Here is a 21,185-nt window from a genome sequence, read left to right as displayed (position 1 = left end):
AACTAGGCCGCATCGTTCCCGCCGCCCCGGTCTCCCGTGCAAGCCCATCCGCCGACCTCCCGAAGTCCCTGGCGCTACCTGCGCGATCGCGACGTGCAGCACGCGGCGCTGGTCACCTTGCTGACCCTGCTGCTGAGCGCGGGGCTGGTCTGGCTGGGCTATCTGGTCCACGTGTGCCGGGTCGCCGCACGCAGCCCGCTGCAGCCGCCGCGGCGGATGATCGTGCTGGTGTTCGGTCGCCAGCTGGTGCGCGACGCGCCGGGCCCGGACTACCGGCAACGCCTGCGCCGCGCGCTGGCGCTGGTCGAGCAGCGGCACACCGACCACCTGCTGCTGCTGGGCGGTTACAGCGGCGGGACGCAGAGCGAGGCGGCGGCCGGCGAGGACTGGCTGCGGCGGCACGGCCTGGCCGGCGCCGTGCGCATGGAACTGGAACAGGATTCGGTGGACTCGCTGGAAAACCTGCGCCACGCGCGCCAGCTGTTGCGGATCGACTCGGCCACCGGCGAGTTGCCGCCGGTGGCCCTGCTGACCAGTCGCTACCACCTCGCCCGCTGCGGCATGCTGGCCAGGCGGCTGGGCTTCGACGGACAGCCGGTCGCCGCCGAGTCCGCGCTTTCGCTGCGGCCACGCACGCTCGGCCGCCTGCTGATCGAGGCCAGCTACCTGATGTGGATCGACGTTGGCGCGCGCTGGGCCGCGCTGACCGGCAACCGGCGGATGGCCGAGCGGCTGAGCTGACATGCGCGCGCCGCGTGCGCCCTGATCCAGCGCAGACGTCCGCGGCGCCGCGTCGCAGCGCCCCTGCGGAGCGCACTTGCTAAGCTGACCGCCTTACCGCAACGAGTCCCGTGATGAGCAGCCAGCAAGCCGACCTCGCCGAAACCTTCCTGCGCGAATTGCAGGACCGCATCTGCCGCGCGATCGAACAGGTCGACGGCGGCGCACGTTTCGAGGAAGACGCGTGGACCCGCGCCGAAGGCGGTGGCGGGCGCACCCGGGTGCTGCGCGATGGCGCGGTATTCGAGCAGGCCGGGGTGAATTTCTCGCGCGTGTCCGGGCACAGGCTGCCGCCCAGCGCCACCGCGCATCGGCCGGACCTGGCCGGCGGCAGCTTCGTCGCCACCGGCGTGTCGCTGGTGCTGCATCCGAAGAACCCGCACGTGCCGACCACCCACGCCAACGTGCGCTACTTCGAGGCCAGCAAGGAAGGGGTTGAACCGGTGTGGTGGTTCGGCGGCGGCTTCGACCTCACCCCGTTCTATCCGGTGGACGAAGACGTGCGCCACTGGCACACGGTGGCGCGCGACCTGTGCCAGCCCTACGGCGCGGACGTCTATCCGCGCTACAAACAGTGGTGCGACGAATATTTCTACCTGAAGCATCGCGACGAGACCCGCGGCGTGGGCGGGCTGTTCTACGACGATCTCAACGAAGGCGGCTTCGAGCGCTGCCTCGATTTCACCAGGGACGTGGGCCAGGGTTTCCTCGACGCCTACCTGCCGATCGTGGAGCGCCGCAAGGCCACGCCGTACGGCGAGCGCGAGCGCGAATTCCAGCTGTACCGGCGCGGCCGCTACGTGGAGTTCAACCTGGTCTACGACCGCGGCACGCTGTTCGGCCTGCAGTCCGGCGGGCGCACCGAATCGATCCTGATGAGCCTGCCGCCGCGGGTGCGTTTCGAGTATGCGTATCAACCGGAAGCCGGCTCGGCCGAGGCGGAACTGGCCGCCTACCTGAAGCCGCGCGACTGGCTGAGTAGCGAGAAGTGAGCGAGGAGGAGTGAGAAGTGAGAATGGCCACGTTTGGCCCTCTCGTTTCTCACTTCTCTCCACTCACTCCTGCCTCTACGGCGTGGCGCCGCTGAACTTCACGACGGTGGCGCCTTTCACCGGGCCGATCTGGGCGCTGTCGCTGACCTTCAGCACCACTTCGCGCTTGAACTCCAGCGTGCCCTGCACCACCGCGCGCGGGCCGATCACCACCACCGGCGTGTGGCTGTTGCCGCTGAACCAGCTGTGGCTCTTGTCGACCAGGATGCCGCCCTCGACGCGCGAGTTCGCGCCCACGGTGATGTCGCCCGAAACGGTGCCGATGCCGCCGCCGACGTGGGCAGCGTCCAGCACGATCGCGCCGTTGACGTTCTCCACCCGGCCGCCGACATCGGCGCCCTGATCCAGATGGATCGCGCCGTTGACCGCGTCCACCTTGCCGCTGACCCGGCTGCCGCTGGCCAGGCTGATCGAGCCATTGACGGTGCCCAACTCGGTGGCCTGCGCCTTCGCGCCCAGTTCGACCGCGCCGTTGACCGTGCTGGCTTCCTTCACCACGGCGTTGTCGCCGACGTGGACCGCGCCGTTGACCGTGCTGACGTCACCCGCCTGCTGGCCGGCTTCCACGCGCACCGCGCCGTTGACCTTGTCGATGTCGCCGTCGTGCGCGGCCGCCAGCAGCGGCAGGCCCAGCGCCAGCGTGCCGAACATCAGAAGGGTGGGGAATCGACGCATGACAATCTCCTTGAGTGGGTGGGTATCGACATTAGGATGCCCGGTGCCGTCGAGGGGTTTAGCATGACCTGTGGCAGGGGCCGCGTTTGACGGCAGCGGAGGCGGCCTGCACCATTCCCGCCTTGTTCCCTTCTGTTGAGCATCCCATGCACAAGCTCGTCCTGATCCGCCACGGCCAATCGCAGTGGAACCTCGACAACCGCTTCAGCGGCTGGGCCGACGTCGACCTCACCGAACAGGGCATGGCCGAGGCACGCGAGGCGGGCCGCCTGCTGACCGAGGGTGGCTACAGCTTCGACGTGGCGCACACCTCGGTGCTCAAGCGCGCAGTGCGCACGCTGTGGGGCGTGCAGGACGAGATGGGCCTGATGTGGCTGCCGGTGGTCACCGACTGGCGCCTCAACGAGCGTCATTACGGCGGCCTCACCGGCCTCAACAAGGCCGAGACCGCGCTGAAGTACGGCGAGGATCAGGTCAAGATCTGGCGCCGCAGCTACGACATCCCGCCGCCGCCGCTGGATCGCGCCGCCAACGAGTCGGTACACGATCCGCGCTACGCGAAGCTTGATCCGAAGGACATCCCCGACACCGAGTGCCTGAAGGACACGGTGGAGCGGGTGCTGCCGTACTGGCACCAGGTGCTGGCGCCGGCGATCCGCGCCGGCCAGCGCGTGCTGGTAGCCGCGCACGGCAATTCGCTGCGGGCGCTGGTGAAGTACCTGGACGGCATCTCCGACGAGTCGATCGTCGAGTTGAACATCCCCAACGGCGTGCCGCTGGTCTATGAATTCGACGACGAGCTGAAGCCGCTCCGCCATTACTACCTCGGCGATGCCGAGGCGATCGCGGCGAAGATGGCCGCGGTGGCCAACCAGGGCAAGGCCAGGTAGGCATGCCCTCCGCCGTCTCGCCGAAGGCTGCCGCTGCCGCACTCGCCGAATACTGGTCACCGCGCGTGATCGGCGAGCTGGACGACAGCTATCTGAAGGTGGCCAAGCTGCTGGGCACCTTCGGCTGGCACAGCCATGACGACGAAGACGAACTGTTCATGGTGCTCGACGGCAGGCTGCGCATCGAGCTGGAAACCGGCGCAGTGGAACTGGACCAGGGCGAACTGTTCGTGGTGCCCAAGGGCACGCGCCACAATCCGGTGGCCGCGGCCGAATGCCTGATCCTGCTGATCGAACGCAAGTCGACCCTGCATACCGGCAACCAGGTCACCGGGCGTACGCGCTCGATCGCCCAGCAACTGGGCGATGCCTGATCCGCGCCACGGCTGGCCGATGGATGACATTCGTCAGTCGTCAGGCGGGCTGTGGCTGAATTAAGCTGCCGCCACTCCCAGCCAACGGAATGCCGATGCCTGCCCATCTGACCAGTTACCTGATCATGCTGCCATTGCTGGCCTGGATGGTCTGGAAGCGCGTGAGCCGACAGTTCGGCCGCCAGCCGATCCGGCGCAAGCGGATGATTGCCCGCATCGTGATCTTCGTGATCCTCGGCGGCCTGATGGCGCTCAGCGGACTGCAGCGGCTGGCGCTGGCCGAAGGGCTGCTGGGCGGCGTCCTGATCGGTGGCGCGGTGGGCCTGGTCGGCCTGCGCCTGACCCGCTTCGAGATCGATCCGGCCAAGGGCGACTGCTACGTCCCCAATCCCTGGATCGGCGCCTTGCTCACCGCCCTGCTGCTCGGCCGACTGGCCTGGCGCCTGTTCGAAATGTGGCAGTTGCAGGCGGCGGCGGGCGACGCGGCGGCGATGCAGCCGATGGGCCAGGCGCTGACCCCGATGACGCTGTTGCTGATCGGCCTGCTGGTGGGCTACTACATCGTGTACTTCACCGGCCTGCTGATCCATCACCGGCGTTTCCAGAACAGCCATCCGGGCATCGCGACCCCGCTGTAGCCCGGGCCTGCCGGTTCATTCCGGCCGGTGCGGCAGGGCCAGGTATTCCTCGCTCTGCATTTCGATCAGGCGCGACTCGGTGCGGCCGAATTCCGCGCGCAGCCGCTCGCCGTCGTACAGCTCGGTGATCGGTGCGGCGGCGGACAGCACCAGCTTCACGTGGCGGTCGTAGAACTCGTCCACCAATTGCACGAAGCGCTTCGCCGCGTCCTCGCTGTACACGGTGAATTGCGGCACGTTGGAGATGATGATCGCGGGGCCGGCCTTGGCCAGTGCGATGTAGTCGGCCACTGCCCGCGGGCCTTCGCACAGCGCGCCGAACTCGAACCACAGCACTCCGTCGGCGCGCTTGCGGAACGGGATGTCGCGACCGTTGACGTGCAGCTGGCCATCCTGCTCCACCTCTTCACCGGCCTGGCTGGCGAAGATTTTTTCCAGCCTGCGGTGCGCCTCGGCGCCCGGCGGGGTCAGGTAGACCGAGGCCTGGGTCAGTGCGCGCAGGCGCCAGTCGCGCGAGGAGGCCATCTCCACCACGTGGCATTGCCGTTCGAGCAGCGCGATCGCGGGCAGGAAACGGGAGCGCTGCAGGCCGTCCCGGTAGAGGTTCTTCGGTGCGGTATTGGAGGTGGTGACCAGGGTGACACCCCGCTCGAACAGGGCATCGAGCAGGTTGGCCAGGATCATCGCGTCGCCGATGTCGTTGACCAGGAATTCGTCCAGGCACAGCACCCGGCAGCGCGCGGCGATGCCGGCGGCGACCTCGACCAGCGGGCTCTGCCGCTCGCCGAGCTGGCGCAGGCCGTCGTGCACTTCGCCCATGAAGCGATGGAAGTGCCGCCGCAGCACCACGCCATGCGGCAGGCTGGCGGCGAACAGGTCCATCAGGAAGGTCTTGCCGCGGCCCACCGTGCCCCACAGGTACAGGCCCGGCACCGGCGCGGCGGCTTCGTCATTGCCGAGCAGGGATTTCAGCCGGCTGAACAGGCCGCTTTCGCTGGCGGGTGGCGCGCACAGCGCCGCGTGCATGCGGTCGAATTCGGACAGCAGCGCCAGCTGGGCCGGGTCGGACTCCCAGCGGTGCGCGGCGACGCCTTCGTGATAGCGCGCGCTGGGCGCGAGCGAGGGGTTTTCACTCATGGAGCGGACAGGTCGTGAAGTGGGGGGAGCAGGTTTCAGTCGTTGCGCGGCGGTGGCAGCCAGCCCAGCACGGCGTGCTTGATCGCACCGCGCAGGTCCATCAGGCGGCGGTGGAAGAAGTGGCTGGTGTCGGGCATGCGCACCAGCTCGGGCTTGTGCTCCAGCGCGTCGATCCAGTCGAACACCGCCTGCGGATCGACCACCTCGTCGGCCTCGCCCTGCACCACCAGCCAGGGGCATTCGGGCAGCGTGACCGGGCCGAATTCCCGCCGGCCCACCGGCGGGGCGATGCTCACCAACACGTCGGCATGCAGACGCACCGCGTTGCGGATGGTCACGTAGCTGCCGAACGAGAAGCCGCACAACCACAAGGCATCGTGCGGTCGCCGCTGGCGCACCCAATCCACCACGGCGGCCAGGTCCTCGCTTTCGCCATCGCCGCGGTCGAACTCGCCGGCCGAATTGCCCGCGCCGCGGAAATTGAAGCGCACCGTGTCCAGCCCCGATTCGCGCAAGGCGCGCTCGGCCATGGTCACCACCTTGTTGTGCATCGTGCCGCCTTCCACCGTCAGCGGATGGCAGACCACCGCCACGCCGCGGCGCGCGCAGGCCGGCTCGGCGACATCGCTGATGGTTTCCAGCTTGCCGACCGGGCCGTCGAGCATGAAACTGGCGGCGACATCGGGAAAGGTGGCCGGTTCGGCGGGGAGTTCGGTGGGATTCATGCGCACGATGATAACCGCCGATCGGATCGCCTGCCGCGGAAGCTGCCGGTGAACCATCTGGCGCACGCTCTGCTGGCCGGTGACGACGAAGACCTGCAACTGGGCGGCATGCTCGGCGATTTCGTCCACGGACAGCCCGACCCGGCGCTGTATCCGCCCCGGGTGATCGCCGGAATCCGCCTGCATCGCGCGATCGACGTCCATACCGACGCCCACCCGGAGGTGCTGGCGGCGAAGGCCTTGCTGCCATCGCCCCATCGCCGTTACGCGGGCATCCTGCTCGACATGTGGTTCGACCATTGCCTGGCGCGCGACTTCCCGCGCTGGAGCGGGCAGCCGCTGCAGCCGTATTCCGACGCATTGCGGGCGTTGCTGTGGCGGCATGACGCGCTGCTGCCTCCGGGCCTGCGACGCTTCCGGGGCTACATGGACTACCACCAGTTGCCGGCTCGCTATGCTGATCGCGCGGTGCTGGGCCACGCGCTGGCCGGCATCGGGCAGCGCCTGAGCCGGACCAACCCGCTGGATTCGGCACTACCGGTGCTGCTGGCGCGGGAGGCGGAACTGCAGCAGCACTTCGAGGCGTTCTTTCCCGAATTGCGAAGGTTCGCGCGGGAATGGGTCGAGAGGCACACTGACTGAGGCCCTTGCTCCCTCCCCTGCGCAGCAGGGGAGGGCTGGGGTGGGGTGCTTTTGATCTTCCCCGCACTCCGGGGCTCCCCATCCCAACCTTCCCCCATGGGGGGAAGGGGCAAACGAAAACGCCGCCCGAGGGCGGCGTTTTTAGACGGCTTGTTGGATCAGGCGAAGTCGCCCAGCTCAAAAGCGACCCCCACCCAACCTCCCCCTGCTTTGCAGGGGAAGGGGCAAACGAAAACGCCGCCCGAGGGCGGCGTTTGCAGACAGCTTGTTGGATCAGGCGAAGTTTTACTTCGCCTGATCGGCGATCCAGTGCACGGCGTTGGTCACCTGCTCGTCGGTGAGAGCCGGGTTGCCACCCTTGGGCGGCATGAAGTTGCCGTCGGGGCCGTGGTAGCCCTCGATCGCGTGCTTGACCAGCACGTCGATGCCCTGGGCCAGGCGCGGACCCCAGGCGCCCTTGTCGCCCACCTTGGGTGCGCCGGCGACGCCGGAGGTGTGGCAGCTGGTGCACAGGTGATCGAAGATCGCCTTGCCGTCGGTGGTGCCGCCGTAAGCCACCTGCGAGGCAGCGGCCTTGGCGGCGGCATCGGCGGCAGCCTGCATCGCGGCGCGGCCGGTATTGCCGGCGTATACCGCGCCAGCCGGAGCGATCCGTGCGGTCACCTGGGCCGGCTGATCCGGATTGGTTTCCTTCGGCTCGTGCTCATGGATGGCCAGTGCCGAGAAGATCAGCACGACCGTCAGCACGGCGAGGCCGCCGATCATGATCGAAAACTGGCGCAGGACGCTGTGGTCCGCCTTGCTCATGGAACCGCTCACGCACGTACTCCTTTCAGTGGGCACTGCGGAACGCCACCATGGCGGCCCCGACCTGCCTCGATTGCCTGTTGCTGTCGCACCGGATCATGAACACCTCCCCTGGGGCGTGGTCCATGAGTGCGCGACGCTGATCAAGCTTGCCCCCGGCCCGGATTCGGGGATCGGACAGGCAACCAGTCGGAGATTATAAACGAAGCGCGCGGCAAGTTTCAGGCTCCGCTGACGACGGACTGCGTGAACGGCGCCGGCGAAAACCGACGCAACCCTGCGCGAAAGCCATTACCCTGCCATCGGTCATGGCGTACCCATGTCAACCGGCATTGTTCATTTTCGTTGAACTGCCCCTATGCTTTCACCCCGAGAGTCGTCCGTCGGCGCCATCCGACAGCAGGCAGATGCGTGTCACGCGGCTGCGTGTCGCATGGCCGCACCGTTCAATCCAGGAGTTTTACATGTCGCGTTTTTGGAAGATCGCGTTGATCGTCATCGCCGTGATCGTGGTGGCGGCGCTGGGGTTCCGCCTGCTGCACAAGCCGGCCCCGGCCGGCTCCGCGTCCTCGGCCCAGGCGGCCGGCAAGGACCGTGGCGGCAAGGATGGCAAGAACGAGACGCCGCCGGTGCCGGTGACCGTGGTGCCCGTGGTCAAGCAGAACGTGCCGGTCTACCTGACCGCACTGGGCACGGTGCAGGCGCTCAACACGGTCAGCGTGAGCCCGCAGGTCGGCGGCCAGTTGCTGAGCCTCGAGTTCACCGAGGGCCAGCCGGTGAAGAAGGGCCAGGTGCTCGCACAGATCGACCCGCGCACCTATCAGGCGGCCTATGACCAGGCCGTGGCGCGACAGCGCCAGGACCAGGCCATGCTCGACACGGCCAAGAGCAACCTGGCACGCAGCCAGGACCTGGCTGCCAAGGGCTACATCTCCAAGCAGGATCTGGACACCTTGCGCAACACCGCCGCCCAGTACCAGGCCGCCGTGTCTGCCGATGCGGCCAGCCTGCGTGATGCCCAAGTGCAGTTGAACTACACCAAGGTGATTTCGCCGATCGATGGCCTGGCCGGCATCCGTGGCGTGGATCCGGGCAACGTGGTGAGCACTTCGAGCACGATTGTGACGCTGACCCAGCTGCACCCGATCAACGTGATGTTCACCCTGCCCGAGCAGAACCTCGACATGGTGCGCAGCGCCGCCGGGAAGGACGCCGCCGCGCTGCAGGTGACCGCGCTGGATCGCACCGATGCCCATCCGATCGCCAGCGGCGGCGTGCTCAAGGTGATCGACAACCAGATCGATACCACCACCGGCACGTTCCGCCTGAAGTCCGAATTCCCGAACGCGAAGAACGAACTCTGGCCGGGCCAGTTCGTCAACGTGCAGCTGCTGGTCAGCACCGTCGACGGCGGCCTGGTGATCCCGGCGCAGGCAGTGCAGCGCGGGCCGGACGGCGATTACGTCTATCAGGTGCAGGGCGACAGCACGGTCAAGATGCAGGCGGTGGTGGTGGCCGGCGAAGTGGGCGACAGCCACGTGATGATCGGCAGCGGCCTCAAGGCCGGCGACCGCGTCGTCACCGAGGGCCAGTTCCGGCTGAAGCCCGGCAGCAAGGTCAACGCGCTGAAGCCGGGCGAAGTGCCGGCGGTGCCGACCGCGACCGAAATGGAAAAGGCCCGGCAGAACAGCAAGGGTGGTGGTCGCCGTCACGGCTGAGCAGCCAGCCTGCGTCGCCGCGACACCCGAAGTTGCGCGGCTGCGGCCGCGCGCCAGCCATGATCGCGGCTGAAACCGCACTTTAGACGTTACGGATAGCCATGGGATTCTCGACCCTCTTCATTCGCCGACCGATCGCCACCTCGCTGCTGATGGTGGCGGTGCTGCTGCTCGGCATCCTGGGCTACCGCCAGCTGCCGGTGTCGGCGCTGCCGGAAATCGAGGCGCCGAGCCTGGTGGTCAGCACGCAGTATCCGGGCGCCAGCGCCAACACCATGGCCTCGCTGATCACCACGCCGCTGGAGCGCAACCTGGGGCAGATCTCAGGCCTGACCATGATGAGCTCGGACTCGTCCGCCGGGTTGTCCACGATCATCCTGCAGTTTTCGATGGGTCGCGACATCGACATCGCCGCCCAGGACGTGCAGGCGGCGATCAACCAGGCCAAGGGCACCCTGCCGGGCAACCTGCCGTATCCGCCGGTGTACAACCGGGTCAACCCGGCCGACGCGCCGATCCTGACCCTGAAGCTCACCTCCGACAGCCGCCAGCTGCGCGACGTGAACGACCTGGCCGACTCGATCATCGCGCAGAAGCTGTCGCAGGTGCAGGGCGTGGGCCTGGTCTCGATCGCCGGCAACGTGCGGCCGGCCGTGCGCGTGCAGGTGAACCCGGCGCAGCTGTCCAACCTCGGCCTGACCATGGAAGACGTGCGCAGCGCGTTGACCCAGGCCAACGTCAATGCGCCCAAGGGCACCTTGAACGGCAAGACGCAGAGCTACTCCATCGGCACCAACGACCAGTTGAGTGATGCCGCCGAGTACAAGAACACCATCATCAGCTACAAGAACAACTCGCCGGTGCGGCTGTCCGACGTGGCCAAGGTGGTCGACGGCGTCGAGAACGACCAGCTTGCCGCGTGGGCCAACGGCAAGCCGGCGGTGTTGCTGGACGTGCGCCGCCAGCCCGGCGCCAACATCGTGCAGACGGTGCAGCAGATCCGCAACGTGCTGCCCGAACTGCGCAGCGCGCTGCCGGCCGACGTGCACCTGGACGTTTTCGCCGACCGCACCGTGACCATCCGCGCCTCGGTGCACGACGTCGAGTTCACCCTGATCCTCACCGTATTCCTGGTGATCGGCGTGATCTTCGTGTTCCTGCGCCGGCTGTGGGCGACCATCATCCCCGCCACGGCGGTGCCGCTGTCGCTGATGGGCACGTTCGGCGTGATGGCGTTCACCGGCATGTCGCTGGACAACCTGTCGCTGATGGCGCTTACCGTGGCCACCGGTTTCGTGGTGGACGATGCGATCGTGATGATCGAGAACATCGTGCGCTACATCGAGAAGGGCAAGAGCGGCAAGGAAGCAGCCGAGATCGGCGCGAAGGAGATCGGCTTCACCGTGCTGTCGCTGACCGTGTCGCTGGTGGCGGTGTTCCTGCCGCTGCTGCTGATGCCGGGCGTCACCGGCCGGCTGTTCCACGAGTTCGCCTGGGTGCTCACCATCGCGGTCACCATATCGATGCTGGTGTCGCTGACGCTGACCCCGATGATGTGCGCCTACCTGCTCAAGCCCGATCAGCTGCCCGAGGGCGACGACGCCCACGAGCAGCATGCCGCGGCCGGCAAGCGCACCGTGTGGTCGCGCACCGTGGCGGTGTACGAAAGCTCGCTGGACTGGGTGCTCGATCACCAGCGCATGACCATGCTGGTGGCCGGCGCCGCGGTGGTGCTCACCGTGTTCCTGTACGTCGCCATTCCCAAGGGCCTGCTGCCCGAGCAGGACACCGGCCTGATCACCGGCGTGGTGCAGGCGGACGACAACATCGCCTTCCCGCAGATGGAAGACCGCACCAGGGCGGTCGCCGAGGCGCTGCGCAAGGACCCGGCCGTGGCCGGCGTGGCCGCCTTCATCGGCGCCGGCACGATCAACCCCACGCTCAACCAGGGCCAGCTCAGCATCGTGCTGAAGGATCGCGGCGACCGCGATGGTCTGGACAAGCTGTTGCCGCGGCTGCAGCAGGCAGTGGCGGGCATCCCGGGCGTGGCGCTGTACCTGAAGCCGGTGCAGGACGTGACCCTGGACAGCCGCGTGGCGGCTACCGAATACCAGTATTCGATGTCCGACGTGAGCGCGTCCGAACTGGCCGGCTATGCCAACCAGATGACCGAGGCGATGCGTCAGCGGCCGGAACTGGCCGACGTCGACAACAACCTCGCCGACAATGGCAACGCGCTGAAGCTCACCATCGATCGCGAGAAGGCCAGCCGCCTGGGGGTGCCGGTGCAGAGCATCGACGACACCCTGTACGACGCGTTCGGCCAACGCCAGATCTCGACCATCTTCACCCAGCTGAACCAGTACCGCGTGGTGCTGGAAGTGGCGCCGGAGTTCCGCACCAGCGACGACCTGCTGACCAAGCTGACCGTGCGCGGCAACGGCAGCGGCGCGCTCGTCGGCAGCACCGCGACCAGCTTCGGCCAGCTGAAATCCAGCAATTCGGCCACGCCCTCGGGCATCGGCAACACCGGCAACGTGGGCTTCCAGATCGGCGCTGGCGGCAGCATTCCGCTGTCCTCGCTGGTCACCGCCGAAGTCACCAGCGCACCGCTGGTGGTCAGCCACCAGCAGCAGCTGCCGGCGGTGACGCTGGCCTTCAACGTGGCGCCGGGCTACTCGCTCTCCGACGCCGTGGCGGCGATCCACCAGGTCGAGGCGCAACTGAACTTCCCGCCCCAGGTGCGCGGCGAGTTCGTCGGCAAGGCCGCCGAATTCACCTCCTCGCTGGGTGACGAGGTGTTGCTGCTGCTGGCCGCGATCGTGGTGATCTACATCGTGCTGGGCGTGCTGTACGAGAGCTACATCCACCCGCTGACGATCATCTCCACCCTGCCGCCGGCCGGCGTGGGTGCGCTGCTGGCGCTGATCCTGTGCGGCATGAGCCTGTCGGTGGACGGCATCGTCGGCATCGTGCTGCTGATCGGCATCGTCAAGAAGAACGCGATCATGATGATCGACTTCGCGATCGAGGCGCGTCGAACCGGCCTCAACGCCCGCGAGGCGATCCGTCGCGCCTGCCTGCTGCGTTTCCGCCCGATCATGATGACCACCGCCGCGGCCATGCTGGGTGCGCTGCCGCTGGCGCTGGGCAACGGCATCGGTTCCGAGCTGCGCCGGCCGCTGGGCGTGGCCATCGTGGGCGGCCTGCTGCTGTCGCAGCTGGTCACGCTGTACACCACGCCGGTGATCTACCTGTACATGGAGCGCTTCTCCGACTGGCTCGCTGCCCGTCGCGAGCAGCGTGCACTGGCCCGCGCGCGGGCCAGCCACGCGGCGTGATCTTTCGATATCCCTCCTGCGCAAGGCAGGAGGGAGCCCAGCGCCGTGCTTCCTTCCCTGCTCGCCCCCAAAGGGACTTCCTTCGGTCGCAGAAAGGGTTGGCCCGGGGTCGCCCTTCGCCGGGAGTCGTTTCGATCAACCTTTCGGCGGCTCGCACGTTGAGGGTGGGATGATGCGTTCACCCGTCATCTGCGAAACCCCGCCCATCCCCTGCCCACGTTGATCCCATGAACCTCTCCGGCACCTTCATCCGCCGCCCGATCGGCACTTCGCTGCTGGCGATCGGCCTGTTCGTGGGCGGGATGATCTGTTACTTCCTGCTCGGCGTGGCGGCGCTGCCGAACATGCAGTTCCCCGCGATCTTCGTGCAGGCCAGCCAGGCCGGCGCGGACGCCAGCACCATGGCATCCACCGTGGCCGCACCGCTGGAGCGCCACCTGGGCCAGGTGCCCGGCATCGAGACGATGCGCTCGTCCAGCTCCGAAGGCAGCACGTTCGTCTTCATGATGTTCCAGAACGGCACCGACCTGGACGCGGCCGCGCGCGACGTGCAGGCGGCGATCAATTCGGCGGCGCCCGACCTGCCCAGCGGTCTCAACGGCGCACCCAGCTACCAGAAGGCCAACCCGAACGACGATCCGATCATCGCACTGGCGATGACCTCCGACACCCAGTCCGCCGCCGACCTCTACAACGCGGCCGACTCGCTGCTGGCCCAGCGGCTGCGCCAGCTGCCCGGCGTGTCGTCGGTGGAGATCGCCGGCGCCGCCACGCCGGCGATCCGCGTGGACGTGAACCTGCGCGCGCTGAACGCGATGGGCTTGTCGCCGGACCAGCTGCGCAACGCGCTGAGCGCGGCCAACGTCACTTCGCCGGAGGGCTTCTTGTCCAACGGCAAGACCACCATGGCGATCAGCGCCACCACCCAGATGCACAGCGCCGACGAGTTCGCCCGGCTGGTGATCGCCAACCGCAATGGCACGCCGGTGCGGCTGTCCGACGTGGCCAGGGTCTACGCCGGCCAGCAGGACGCGTACCAGGCGGCCTGGTTCCGCGGCAAGCCGGCGGTGCTGATGTACGTCTACAAGAAGGCCGACGCCAACGTGATCGCCACGGTGGACCTGGTCAAGGACCAGCTGCCGACCCTGCGCGCCTACCTGCAGCCTGGCACCGAACTGATCCCGTTCTTCGACGGCACGCCGACCATCCGCGCCTCGCTGCACGAGGTGCAGGCCACCTTGCTGATCTCGCTGGCGATGGTGATCCTCACGATGGCGCTGTTCCTGCGCCGGCTGGCGCCCACGCTGATCGCCGCCGTCGCCGTGCCGCTGTCGCTGGCCGGTGCGTTCGTGGTGATGTACGTGCTCGGCTACACGCTGAACAACCTCACCCTGCTGGCGCTGGTGATCGCGATCGGCTTCGTGGTCGACGACGCGATCGTGGTGATCGAGAACATCATCCGGCACATCGACGACGGCATGACGCGGATGCAGGCGACCCTCGCCGGCGCCCGCGAGATCGGCTTCACCATCGTGTCGATCACCGCCTCGCTGATCGCGGTGTTCATCCCGCTGCTGTTCGCCGGTGGCGTCACCGGCATGTTCATGCACGAATTCGCGGTGACCCTGGTGTCGGCGATCGTGGTTTCCGCGCTGGTCTCGCTGACTCTCACGCCGGCGTTGTGCGGTCGCTTCCTCAGCGGGCATGACGCGCACAGGGCGGCGGCACCTTCGCGCCTGGCGCGCGCGCTGGACGGTTTCCACGCCGGCATGCTGCGGCTCTACACCCGCGCCCTGAATTTCTCGCTGCGGCACGCGTTGCTGTTCGCGCTGACGCCGCTGGTGCTGATCGTGGCCACCTTCTTCCTGTTCGGCGTGGTCAAGACGGGACTGTTCCCCCAGCAGGACACAGGGCTGATCTGGGGGCGCGCCAGCTCCAGCGCCACGGTCTCCTTCGCCGAGAGCAAGCAGCGCCTGGAACGCCTCACCGCGATGCTGATGGCCGACCCCGACGTGGCCACCGTGGGCTCGCGCCTGGGCAGCAGCCGGCAGGGCACCAGTGGCTCGTTCAACATCGACCTGAAGACCCGGGCGCAGGGGCGCAAGGACGACACCTTCACCGTGCTGGCGCGACTCAGCGCCAAGGCGGCCAAGTATCCCGACCTCAACCTGCGCCTGCGCCCGGTGCAGGACCTGCCCAGCGGCGGCGGTGGCGGCACCAGCCAGGGCGCCCAGTACCAGGTTTCACTGCAGGGCAACGACCAGGCCAGCCTGCAGGAATGGCTGCCGAAACTGCAGGCCGAGCTGAAGAAGAATCCCAAGCTCAGCGACGTGGGCACCGACGTCGACGAAGCGGGCCTGCGCCAGAACATGGTGATCGATCGCGACAAGGCCGCGCGCCTGGGCGTATCGATCGGCGCGATCGACGGCGCGCTCTACGACGCCTTTGGCCAGCGCCAGGTCAGCACGATCTACTCCGACATCAACCAGTACAAGGTGGTGGTCAACGCGCTGCCCGACCAGACCGCCACGCCCGATGCGCTGAACCGCATCTACGTGGCCTCCAGCAGCGGCAAGATGATCCCGATCACCGCCTTCACCCGGCAGGAGCCGGGGCTGGCGCCATCGCAGATCACCCACGAAAACCAGTACAGCACGATGGATATCAGCTTCAACCTCGCCCCCGGCGTCAGCATGGGCGAGGCGATGGCGATCATCCAGGGCACCGTGCAGGACATGCGCATGCCTGGTGACATCAAGGTGCAGATGGGCAGCAACTTCCGTCGCTTCCAGCAATCGCAGAGCGGCATGGGCTGGCTGATCCTGGCCGCCGTGCTGACCGTCTACATCGTGCTGGGCATGCTGTACGAAAACCTGATCCATCCGGTCACCATCCTGTCCACCCTGCCGGCCGCCGGGGTCGGCGCGCTGCTGGCGTTGTGGCTGACCGGCACCGAATTGTCGGTGGTGGCGCAGATCGCGCTGGTGCTGTTGATCGGCATCGTCAAGAAGAACGCGATCATGATGATCGACTTCGCCCTGGTCGCCGAACGCGAGCACGGCAAGAGTCCGCTCGAAGCCGCGCGCGAGGCGTGCACCGTGCGCTTCCGCCCGATCATGATGACCACCATGGTGGCGATCCTCGCTGCGCTGCCCATCGCGATCGGACTGGGCGAAGGCAGCGAACTGCGTCGTCCGCTGGGCATCGCCCTGATCGGCGGCTTGCTGATCTCGCAAAGCCTCACCCTGCTGAGCACCCCGGCACTGTACGTGATCTTCTCCTGCCTGGCCCAGCGCCGCCGGGCATGGTCCGCGCGCCGCCGCGAGCGCCAGTTGGCGCGCCGCCGCCGTCAGCTGGCAGGGGCGTGACGACGGCAGTCGTGGAACGTCGGGCCACCGTTCGGGCCACCGGTCGTGGCGGGAAGACGTGGCCTTTCCGGCGCCTGTTTCCAGCTGAACGTTCCGGCAACGCACTCACAAGGCGTTAACCGGACGACCGTTACCTATGGCTCCCACTCTTGGAGACGGAGACCACGCCATGGGCAACGAAACCGGCAAGCCGGACTTCTCCGATGTGCGCAGCGAGGTGCGCAGCCAGGCCGCGCAGATGCCGCCGGCGGCGAAGGCCGATTTCAGCGACGTGCAGTCGCATGTGAGTTCGACGGCCGACGAAACCACGATCTACGAAGTGGTGGCAGGCGACAGCCTGTCGAAGATCGCCAGGCACTTCTATGGCGACGGCAATGCGTGGAAGCCGATCTTCGACGCGAACCGCGACCAGCTCACCGACCCGGATCGCATCAAGGCCGGCCAGATGCTGAAGATTCCGGCGAAGCCCTGAGCAACCACACCGCAAGCCCCGAAACAGGAGACATGCCATGAAGACGACTCGCCAACCCCTGATCCTCGCCGCTTCCCTGGCCGCCGCGCTGGCGCTGGGCGGCTGCGGCAAGACCGACGACTCGAGCTCGCAGATCCCCGCCACGCCACCGCCCGCGGCCACGGTGCCGCCGCCCGCCACCATGGCGCCCGCCCCCGCCGGCACCGCCGGCATGGACAACACCGGCAATGCGCCGGCGATCAGCTTCAGCTCGGTCCAGCTGGGCTCCAGCGTGGACGCGAACAACCGGATCGCGGCCAGCGGCGACACGTTCGCGCCGAAGGACAGCATCTACGCGTCGGTCGACACGGCCGGCAGCGGAAACGGCACGCTGGCCGCGAAGTGGACCTACCAGGATGGCCAGACCGTGCACGAGGACAGCAAGACGCTGGAAGCGAACGGGCCGGAGACCACCGTGTTCATGATCAGCAAGCCCAGCGGCTTCCCCGCCGGGAACTACAAGGTGGAGATCTCGCTGGATGGCAAACCGGTGGCCAGCAAGGACTTCTCGGTCAAGTGATCCACCGGGTCCGTGTCGGGCGGCATGCGGCGCAACGCGCCGTCGGCCGCCCGACAGATCACGCGGGCAAACCCGCGGCCGCGTGCTGCAGCGACAAGCCGGTTTCCCGCTCGAAGCGCCTGGCCAGCTGGTCGCGCAATGCAAGGCGCTCGTCCGCATCGCGTCCGGCCCCATGCAGTTCCACATGGCGCCATACCGCCACGCTGGCCAGTTGCGCACCGGGCACTTCGGAATGGCGGCGGCTGTCGCCCTGCCAGTACACCGCGACCCAGCCCTCCGGTTCGGCCGAGTGGGTTTCGTCCACCGGCAGGATCAGCGAGCCGTCCAGCAGCGACAGCGCGCATTCGCGGCCGTCGGCGTGCTGGCAGGTGTACAGCGGTTGCAGGCCGGCGATGAAGTCGACGATGGACTGGCTCAACTGACTCATATTCCTTCCTTGTCATCGGCGTTGGTCACGCGCTGCGCCTGATGGCGCAAGCGGCCGGCACGACCCGCGCCAGCCGGCGCATTCTGACATGGCCACACGCCCGCGCGTGGTCTGCGGTGGCCGGGGGCGGGCATTCGCGCGACAATGGGCAGTCATCTGTCGCGGTTATGCCGCCCTTGCCAGGGAATCCCCGCTCGCCATGTCCCAGACCCCGAAGATCATCTACACCCTCACCGATGAAGCGCCATTCCTGGCCACCCAGTCGCTGCTGCCGATCGTCAGCGCGTTCGCCGGCACCGCGGGCATCCGGCTGGAGACGCGCGACATCTCGCTGGCCGGGCGCATCATCGCGCTGTTTCCGGAAATGCTGAAGGAAGACCAGCGCATCGCCGACGACCTCGCCGAGCTGGGCCAGCTGGCCACCACGCCGGAAGCGAACATCATCAAGCTGCCCAACATCAGCGCCTCGATGCCGCAGTTGAAGGCCGCGATCAGGGAATTGCAGGATCAGGGTTACGCACTGCCGGATTACCCGGATGCGCCGAAGGACGATGCCGAGAAGGACATCAAGGCGCGCTACGACCGGGTCAAGGGCAGCGCGGTGAACCCGGTGCTGCGCGAGGGCAATTCCGATCGCCGCGCGCCGGTCTCGGTGAAGAATTACGCGCGCAAGCATCCGCACAGGATGGGTGCGTGGAGCGGCGATTCGCAGACCCGCGTGGCGCACATGGATGGCGGCGATTTCTACGGCAGCGAAAAGTCCGTCGTGGTCGCAAAGGCCGGCAACGTCAGCATCGAATGGTTCGGCAAGGACGGCAGCCACAGCGTGCTGAAGCCGAAGACCGCGCTGCTCGCCGACGAGATCATCGACGCGTCGGTGATGAGCCGCAAGGCGCTGGCCAGCTTCATCGATGCGCAGATCGCCGATGCGAAGAAGCGCGGCGTGCTGTTCTCGCTGCACCTGAAGGCCACCATGATGAAGGTCTCCGACCCGATCATGTTCGGCGTGGTGGTGGGAGAGTTCTACAAGGACGTGCTGACGAAACATGCCGACGTGCTGAAGCAGGCCGGCTTCAATCCGAACAACGGCATCGGCGACCTGTACGCGCGCCTCGGCTCGCTGCCGGAAGCAACCCAGGCGGCGATCAGGGCCGACCTCGACGCCGAGTACGCGCAGCGTCCCGGCGTGGCGATGGTCAATTCCGACAAGGGCATCACCAACCTGCACGTGCCCAGCGACGTGATCATCGACGCCTCGATGCCGGCGATGATCCGCGACTCCGGCAAGATGTGGAACGCGAAGGGCGAGTTGCAGGACATCGTCGCGGTGATCCCCGACCGCAGCTACGCCGGTGTCTACCAGGCCACCATCGAGGACTGCAAGGCGCACGGTGCATTCGATCCGGCCACCATGGGCAGCGTGCCGAACGTGGGCCTGATGGCGCAGGCGGCCGAGGAATACGGCTCGCACGACAAGACTTTCCAGATCGCCGGCGACGGCGTGGTCAAGGTGATCGACGAGGCGGGCAGCGTGCTGCTGCAGCACGACGTGGAAGCGGGCGACATCTGGCGCATGTGCCAGACCAAGGATGCGCCGATCCGCGACTGGGTGAAGCTGGCGGTGGGCCGCGCCCGGCACACGCCGGCGGTGTTCTGGCTCGATCCGCAGCGCGCACATGATGCCCAGGTGATTGCCAAGGTCGAGCGTTACCTCAAGGATTACGACATCAGCGGGCTGGACATCCGCATCATGGACCCGGTGGCCGCCACCAGGTTTTCGCTGGAGCGCATCCGCCAGGGCCTGGACACCATCTCGGTCACCGGCAACGTGCTGCGCGACTACCTCACCGACCTGTTCCCGATCATGGAGCTGGGCACCAGCGCGAAGATGCTGTCGATCGTGCCGCTGATGAACGGTGGCGGCCTGTTCGAGACCGGCGCCGGTGGCTCCGCGCCCAAGCACGTGCAGCAGTTCCTCGAAGAGAACTACCTGCGCTGGGATTCGCTGGGTGAATTCCTGGCGCTGGCCGCCTCGCTGGAACATCTGGGCAGCCGCTACGGCAGCGCCGAAGTGGACGTGCTGGCGAAGACCCTGGATCAGGCCAATGGCAAGTTCCTCGACACCGACAAGTCGCCCTCGCGCAAGGTCGGCGGCATCGACAACCGCGGCAGCCATTTCTACCTGGCGCTGTACTGGGCCCAGGCACTGGCCGCCCAGGACGTGAATGCCGGGCTGAAGGCGAAGTTCGCGCCGCTGGCGAAGCTGCTGACCGAGAACGAGCAGAAGATCGTTGCCGAGTTGGCCGCTGTGCAGGGTCATGGCGTCGAGATCGGTGGCTACTACCACCCCGACATGACCAGGGTCGGCCAGGCGATGCGTCCGAGTGCGACATTGAACGCGGCGCTGGCGCAGCTGTCGAAGTGACGCACTGAGCCGGCCCGTGCCGGAAACGGGGCGCCGATCGGCGCCCCGTTTTTCTTTGCAGTCGCGCCGGCCTTCGTATCGCGCGGCATCGGCGGTCATCATCTGGAGAGGGAGTTTTCGCGATGCAAGTTAGGCAAGGGCTGTGTCCGCTGCTGCTGATCGTCACCCTGCCGCTGTTCGCGCAATCGGCGTCCGCGCCGGCGACATCGTCATCCGTCTCGACCCGGGTCGCCGACCTGCCGATGGTGATGGTCAGCGGCGTACAGCCCGGGCCGGATCTGTGGAAGGTCGGCAAGGGGGATCACGTGATGTGGGTGCTGGGCACGCTGTCGCCGCTGCCCCGCGACATGCAGTGGCAATCGCAGGAGGTGGCGCAGGTGATCGCCGCCTCGCAGCAGGTGCTGCTGGCGCCTGCGGTCAGGCTCGAGGCCAAGGTGGGTTTCTTCGGCAAGCTTTTCCTGCTGCCCTCGGCGTACGGCGCGCGCAAGAACGACGACGGTCGCAGCCTGCAGGACGTGCTGCCGCCACAGGTGTATGCACGCTGGCAGGTGTTGAAGCAGAAATACATTGGTCGCGATCGCGGCGTCGAGCGCTGGCGACCGCTGTTCGCGTCGGAGGAGCTCTACCACAAGGCGCTGAAGGCGAACGGCCTGAGCCGTTCCGGGGGTATCCAGGCCAGCATCGACGGTCTGGCCAAGCAGCACGGCGTGGCCGAGGTGCCGGTGGAATATCGGGTGGTGATCGAGCATCCGCGCGAGGCGATCAAGGCCTTCAGGCAGGCGGCGCCGCACGACACCACCTGCTTCATCCGCACCCTGGACAGCGTCGAGCACGACATGCCGGAGATGACCGCACGGGCGAATGCCTGGGCCATCGGCGACCTGCAGGCCCTGCGCGAACTGCCCGACAGCGATCGCCGCGACGCGTGCGTGGCGGCGGTGACCGGCGCCGGCTTCGCGCAGACACTGGGCCTCGACGACGTGCCGGCGCGCCTGCGTGCCACCTGGCTGGCGGCCGCGCGCAAGGCGCTGGCGACCAACGCGCAGACCTTCGCCTTGTTGCCGATGGACGGGCTGCTGGACCAGGACGGCTACCTGGCCACATTGCGCGCCGAGGGTTACCAGGTCGACGCGCCGGAATGATCCCCGCGGATGG

18 protein-coding genes are annotated in these 21,185 nt (G+C 67.5%); 13 read left to right on the top strand and 5 right to left on the bottom strand.

From position 1 onward, the window contains the following. Window positions 1-36 precede the first annotated feature (36 nt). Together ABNK63_RS16105 and hemF are read left to right on the top strand one after the other, a co-directional pair. On the top strand, window positions 37-741 hold the full coding sequence (locus tag ABNK63_RS16105; RefSeq protein ID WP_350016198.1) for a YdcF family protein: 705 nt from the start codon (window positions 37-39) through the stop codon (window positions 739-741). A 113-nt stretch (window positions 742-854) separates the two neighbouring features. Next, complete coding sequence (gene hemF, locus ABNK63_RS16100) at window positions 855-1,772, top strand: oxygen-dependent coproporphyrinogen oxidase (protein WP_350016197.1); 918 nt, start codon at window positions 855-857, stop codon at window positions 1,770-1,772. A 75-nt stretch (window positions 1,773-1,847) separates the two neighbouring features. On the opposite strand, the gene ABNK63_RS16095 is transcribed toward hemF, so the two are convergent. Next, window positions 1,848-2,507, bottom strand: coding sequence for a hypothetical protein (locus ABNK63_RS16095; RefSeq protein ID WP_007807055.1), 660 nt, complete (start codon window positions 2,505-2,507; stop codon window positions 1,848-1,850). Between the two features lie 146 nt (window positions 2,508-2,653). Here ABNK63_RS16095 and gpmA point away from each other — a divergent pair, with 146 nt between their 5' ends. The 3 genes from gpmA to ABNK63_RS16080 all read left to right on the top strand — a co-directional run bounded on the left by gpmA (window position 2,654) and on the right by ABNK63_RS16080 (window position 4,409). After that, on the top strand, window positions 2,654-3,397 hold the full coding sequence (gene gpmA, locus ABNK63_RS16090; protein WP_350016196.1) for a 2,3-diphosphoglycerate-dependent phosphoglycerate mutase: 744 nt from the start codon (window positions 2,654-2,656) through the stop codon (window positions 3,395-3,397). Between the two features lie 2 nt (window positions 3,398-3,399). Beyond that, complete coding sequence (locus tag ABNK63_RS16085) at window positions 3,400-3,771, top strand: cupin domain-containing protein (protein ID WP_350016195.1); 372 nt, start codon at window positions 3,400-3,402, stop codon at window positions 3,769-3,771. Between the two features lie 95 nt (window positions 3,772-3,866). Further along, a complete protein-coding gene (locus tag ABNK63_RS16080; protein WP_350016194.1) occupies window positions 3,867-4,409 on the top strand; it encodes a DUF1453 domain-containing protein in 543 nt (180 codons plus the stop codon). Between the two features lie 15 nt (window positions 4,410-4,424). On the opposite strand, the gene zapE is transcribed toward ABNK63_RS16080, so the two are convergent. Continuing rightward, window positions 4,425-5,546, bottom strand: a complete 1,122-nt coding sequence (zapE, locus tag ABNK63_RS16075; RefSeq protein ID WP_350016193.1) for a cell division protein ZapE — start codon at window positions 5,544-5,546, stop codon at window positions 4,425-4,427. A 35-nt stretch (window positions 5,547-5,581) separates the two neighbouring features. Then, on the bottom strand, window positions 5,582-6,271 hold the full coding sequence (locus ABNK63_RS16070) for an alpha/beta fold hydrolase (protein WP_040673065.1): 690 nt from the start codon (window positions 6,269-6,271) through the stop codon (window positions 5,582-5,584). A gap of 48 nt (window positions 6,272-6,319) precedes the next feature. Here ABNK63_RS16070 and ABNK63_RS16065 point away from each other — a divergent pair, with 48 nt between their 5' ends. Further along, window positions 6,320-6,913 (top strand): ACP phosphodiesterase, encoded by a 594-nt coding sequence (locus ABNK63_RS16065; RefSeq protein ID WP_350016192.1) that lies wholly within the window; start codon window positions 6,320-6,322, stop codon window positions 6,911-6,913. 285 nt (window positions 6,914-7,198) lie between these two features. Here ABNK63_RS16065 and ABNK63_RS16060 read toward each other — a convergent pair whose 3' ends face one another. After that, complete coding sequence (locus ABNK63_RS16060; protein ID WP_007807064.1) at window positions 7,199-7,720, bottom strand: c-type cytochrome; 522 nt, start codon at window positions 7,718-7,720, stop codon at window positions 7,199-7,201. A 464-nt stretch (window positions 7,721-8,184) separates the two neighbouring features. On the opposite strand from ABNK63_RS16060, the gene ABNK63_RS16055 reads away from it, so the two are divergent. The 5 genes from ABNK63_RS16055 (at window position 8,185) to ABNK63_RS16035 (ending at window position 17,178) form a co-directional block, all read left to right on the top strand. Beyond that, complete coding sequence (locus ABNK63_RS16055) at window positions 8,185-9,438, top strand: efflux RND transporter periplasmic adaptor subunit (RefSeq protein WP_007807066.1); 1,254 nt, start codon at window positions 8,185-8,187, stop codon at window positions 9,436-9,438. 101 nt (window positions 9,439-9,539) lie between these two features. After that, window positions 9,540-12,779 (top strand): efflux RND transporter permease subunit, encoded by a 3,240-nt coding sequence (locus ABNK63_RS16050; protein WP_007807067.1) that lies wholly within the window; start codon window positions 9,540-9,542, stop codon window positions 12,777-12,779. A gap of 227 nt (window positions 12,780-13,006) precedes the next feature. Next, the gene (locus ABNK63_RS16045; RefSeq protein WP_350016191.1) at window positions 13,007-16,147 is read left to right on the top strand and encodes an efflux RND transporter permease subunit; all 3,141 of its coding nucleotides are present in this window, start codon (window positions 13,007-13,009) and stop codon (window positions 16,145-16,147) included. A gap of 169 nt (window positions 16,148-16,316) precedes the next feature. Then, window positions 16,317-16,619 carry a LysM peptidoglycan-binding domain-containing protein gene (locus ABNK63_RS16040; protein WP_007807071.1) on the top strand — a complete coding sequence of 101 codons (303 nt, stop codon included), beginning with the start codon at window positions 16,317-16,319 and terminating at the stop codon, window positions 16,617-16,619. A gap of 37 nt (window positions 16,620-16,656) precedes the next feature. Beyond that, window positions 16,657-17,178: a hypothetical protein gene (locus ABNK63_RS16035; RefSeq protein ID WP_007807073.1), complete on the top strand. Its 522-nt coding sequence runs from the start codon at window positions 16,657-16,659 to the stop codon at window positions 17,176-17,178. A 58-nt stretch (window positions 17,179-17,236) separates the two neighbouring features. Here the strand turns inward: ABNK63_RS16035 and ABNK63_RS16030 are convergent, their stop codons facing one another. Further along, on the bottom strand, window positions 17,237-17,605 hold the full coding sequence (locus tag ABNK63_RS16030) for a hypothetical protein (protein WP_040673067.1): 369 nt from the start codon (window positions 17,603-17,605) through the stop codon (window positions 17,237-17,239). Between the two features lie 199 nt (window positions 17,606-17,804). Here ABNK63_RS16030 and ABNK63_RS16025 point away from each other — a divergent pair, with 199 nt between their 5' ends. Together ABNK63_RS16025 and ABNK63_RS16020 are read left to right on the top strand one after the other, a co-directional pair. Continuing rightward, the gene (locus tag ABNK63_RS16025; protein WP_350016190.1) at window positions 17,805-20,030 is read left to right on the top strand and encodes an NADP-dependent isocitrate dehydrogenase; all 2,226 of its coding nucleotides are present in this window, start codon (window positions 17,805-17,807) and stop codon (window positions 20,028-20,030) included. A 122-nt stretch (window positions 20,031-20,152) separates the two neighbouring features. Beyond that, window positions 20,153-21,172 carry a TraB/GumN family protein gene (locus ABNK63_RS16020; protein WP_350016189.1) on the top strand — a complete coding sequence of 340 codons (1,020 nt, stop codon included), beginning with the start codon at window positions 20,153-20,155 and terminating at the stop codon, window positions 21,170-21,172. Window positions 21,173-21,185: the final 13 nt, after the last annotated feature.

The sequence above is a fragment of the Rhodanobacter sp. IGA1.0 genome, from assembly GCF_040208325.1.
In the GTDB taxonomy this organism is placed as follows: Bacteria; Pseudomonadota; Gammaproteobacteria; order Xanthomonadales; family Rhodanobacteraceae; genus Rhodanobacter; species Rhodanobacter spathiphylli.
This window is presented reverse-complemented; position numbering and strand designations above follow the sequence as displayed.

Coding starts and splice junctions, on each gene's coding strand:
- hemF (WP_350016197.1), top strand. CDS start 855: ATGAGCAGCCAGCAAGCCGACCTCGCCGAAACCTTCCTGCGCGAATTG.
- ABNK63_RS16095 (WP_007807055.1), bottom strand. CDS start 2,507: ATGCGTCGATTCCCCACCCTTCTGATGTTCGGCACGCTGGCGCTGGGC.
- gpmA (WP_350016196.1), top strand. CDS start 2,654: ATGCACAAGCTCGTCCTGATCCGCCACGGCCAATCGCAGTGGAACCTC.
- ABNK63_RS16085 (WP_350016195.1), top strand. CDS start 3,400: ATGCCCTCCGCCGTCTCGCCGAAGGCTGCCGCTGCCGCACTCGCCGAA.
- ABNK63_RS16080 (WP_350016194.1), top strand. CDS start 3,867: ATGCCTGCCCATCTGACCAGTTACCTGATCATGCTGCCATTGCTGGCC.
- zapE (WP_350016193.1), bottom strand. CDS start 5,546: ATGAGTGAAAACCCCTCGCTCGCGCCCAGCGCGCGCTATCACGAAGGC.
- ABNK63_RS16070 (WP_040673065.1), bottom strand. CDS start 6,271: ATGAATCCCACCGAACTCCCCGCCGAACCGGCCACCTTTCCCGATGTC.
- ABNK63_RS16060 (WP_007807064.1), bottom strand. CDS start 7,720: ATGAGCAAGGCGGACCACAGCGTCCTGCGCCAGTTTTCGATCATGATC.
- ABNK63_RS16055 (WP_007807066.1), top strand. CDS start 8,185: ATGTCGCGTTTTTGGAAGATCGCGTTGATCGTCATCGCCGTGATCGTG.
- ABNK63_RS16050 (WP_007807067.1), top strand. CDS start 9,540: ATGGGATTCTCGACCCTCTTCATTCGCCGACCGATCGCCACCTCGCTG.
- ABNK63_RS16045 (WP_350016191.1), top strand. CDS start 13,007: ATGAACCTCTCCGGCACCTTCATCCGCCGCCCGATCGGCACTTCGCTG.
- ABNK63_RS16040 (WP_007807071.1), top strand. CDS start 16,317: ATGGGCAACGAAACCGGCAAGCCGGACTTCTCCGATGTGCGCAGCGAG.
- ABNK63_RS16035 (WP_007807073.1), top strand. CDS start 16,657: ATGAAGACGACTCGCCAACCCCTGATCCTCGCCGCTTCCCTGGCCGCC.
- ABNK63_RS16030 (WP_040673067.1), bottom strand. CDS start 17,605: ATGAGTCAGTTGAGCCAGTCCATCGTCGACTTCATCGCCGGCCTGCAA.
- ABNK63_RS16025 (WP_350016190.1), top strand. CDS start 17,805: ATGTCCCAGACCCCGAAGATCATCTACACCCTCACCGATGAAGCGCCA.
- ABNK63_RS16020 (WP_350016189.1), top strand. CDS start 20,153: ATGCAAGTTAGGCAAGGGCTGTGTCCGCTGCTGCTGATCGTCACCCTG.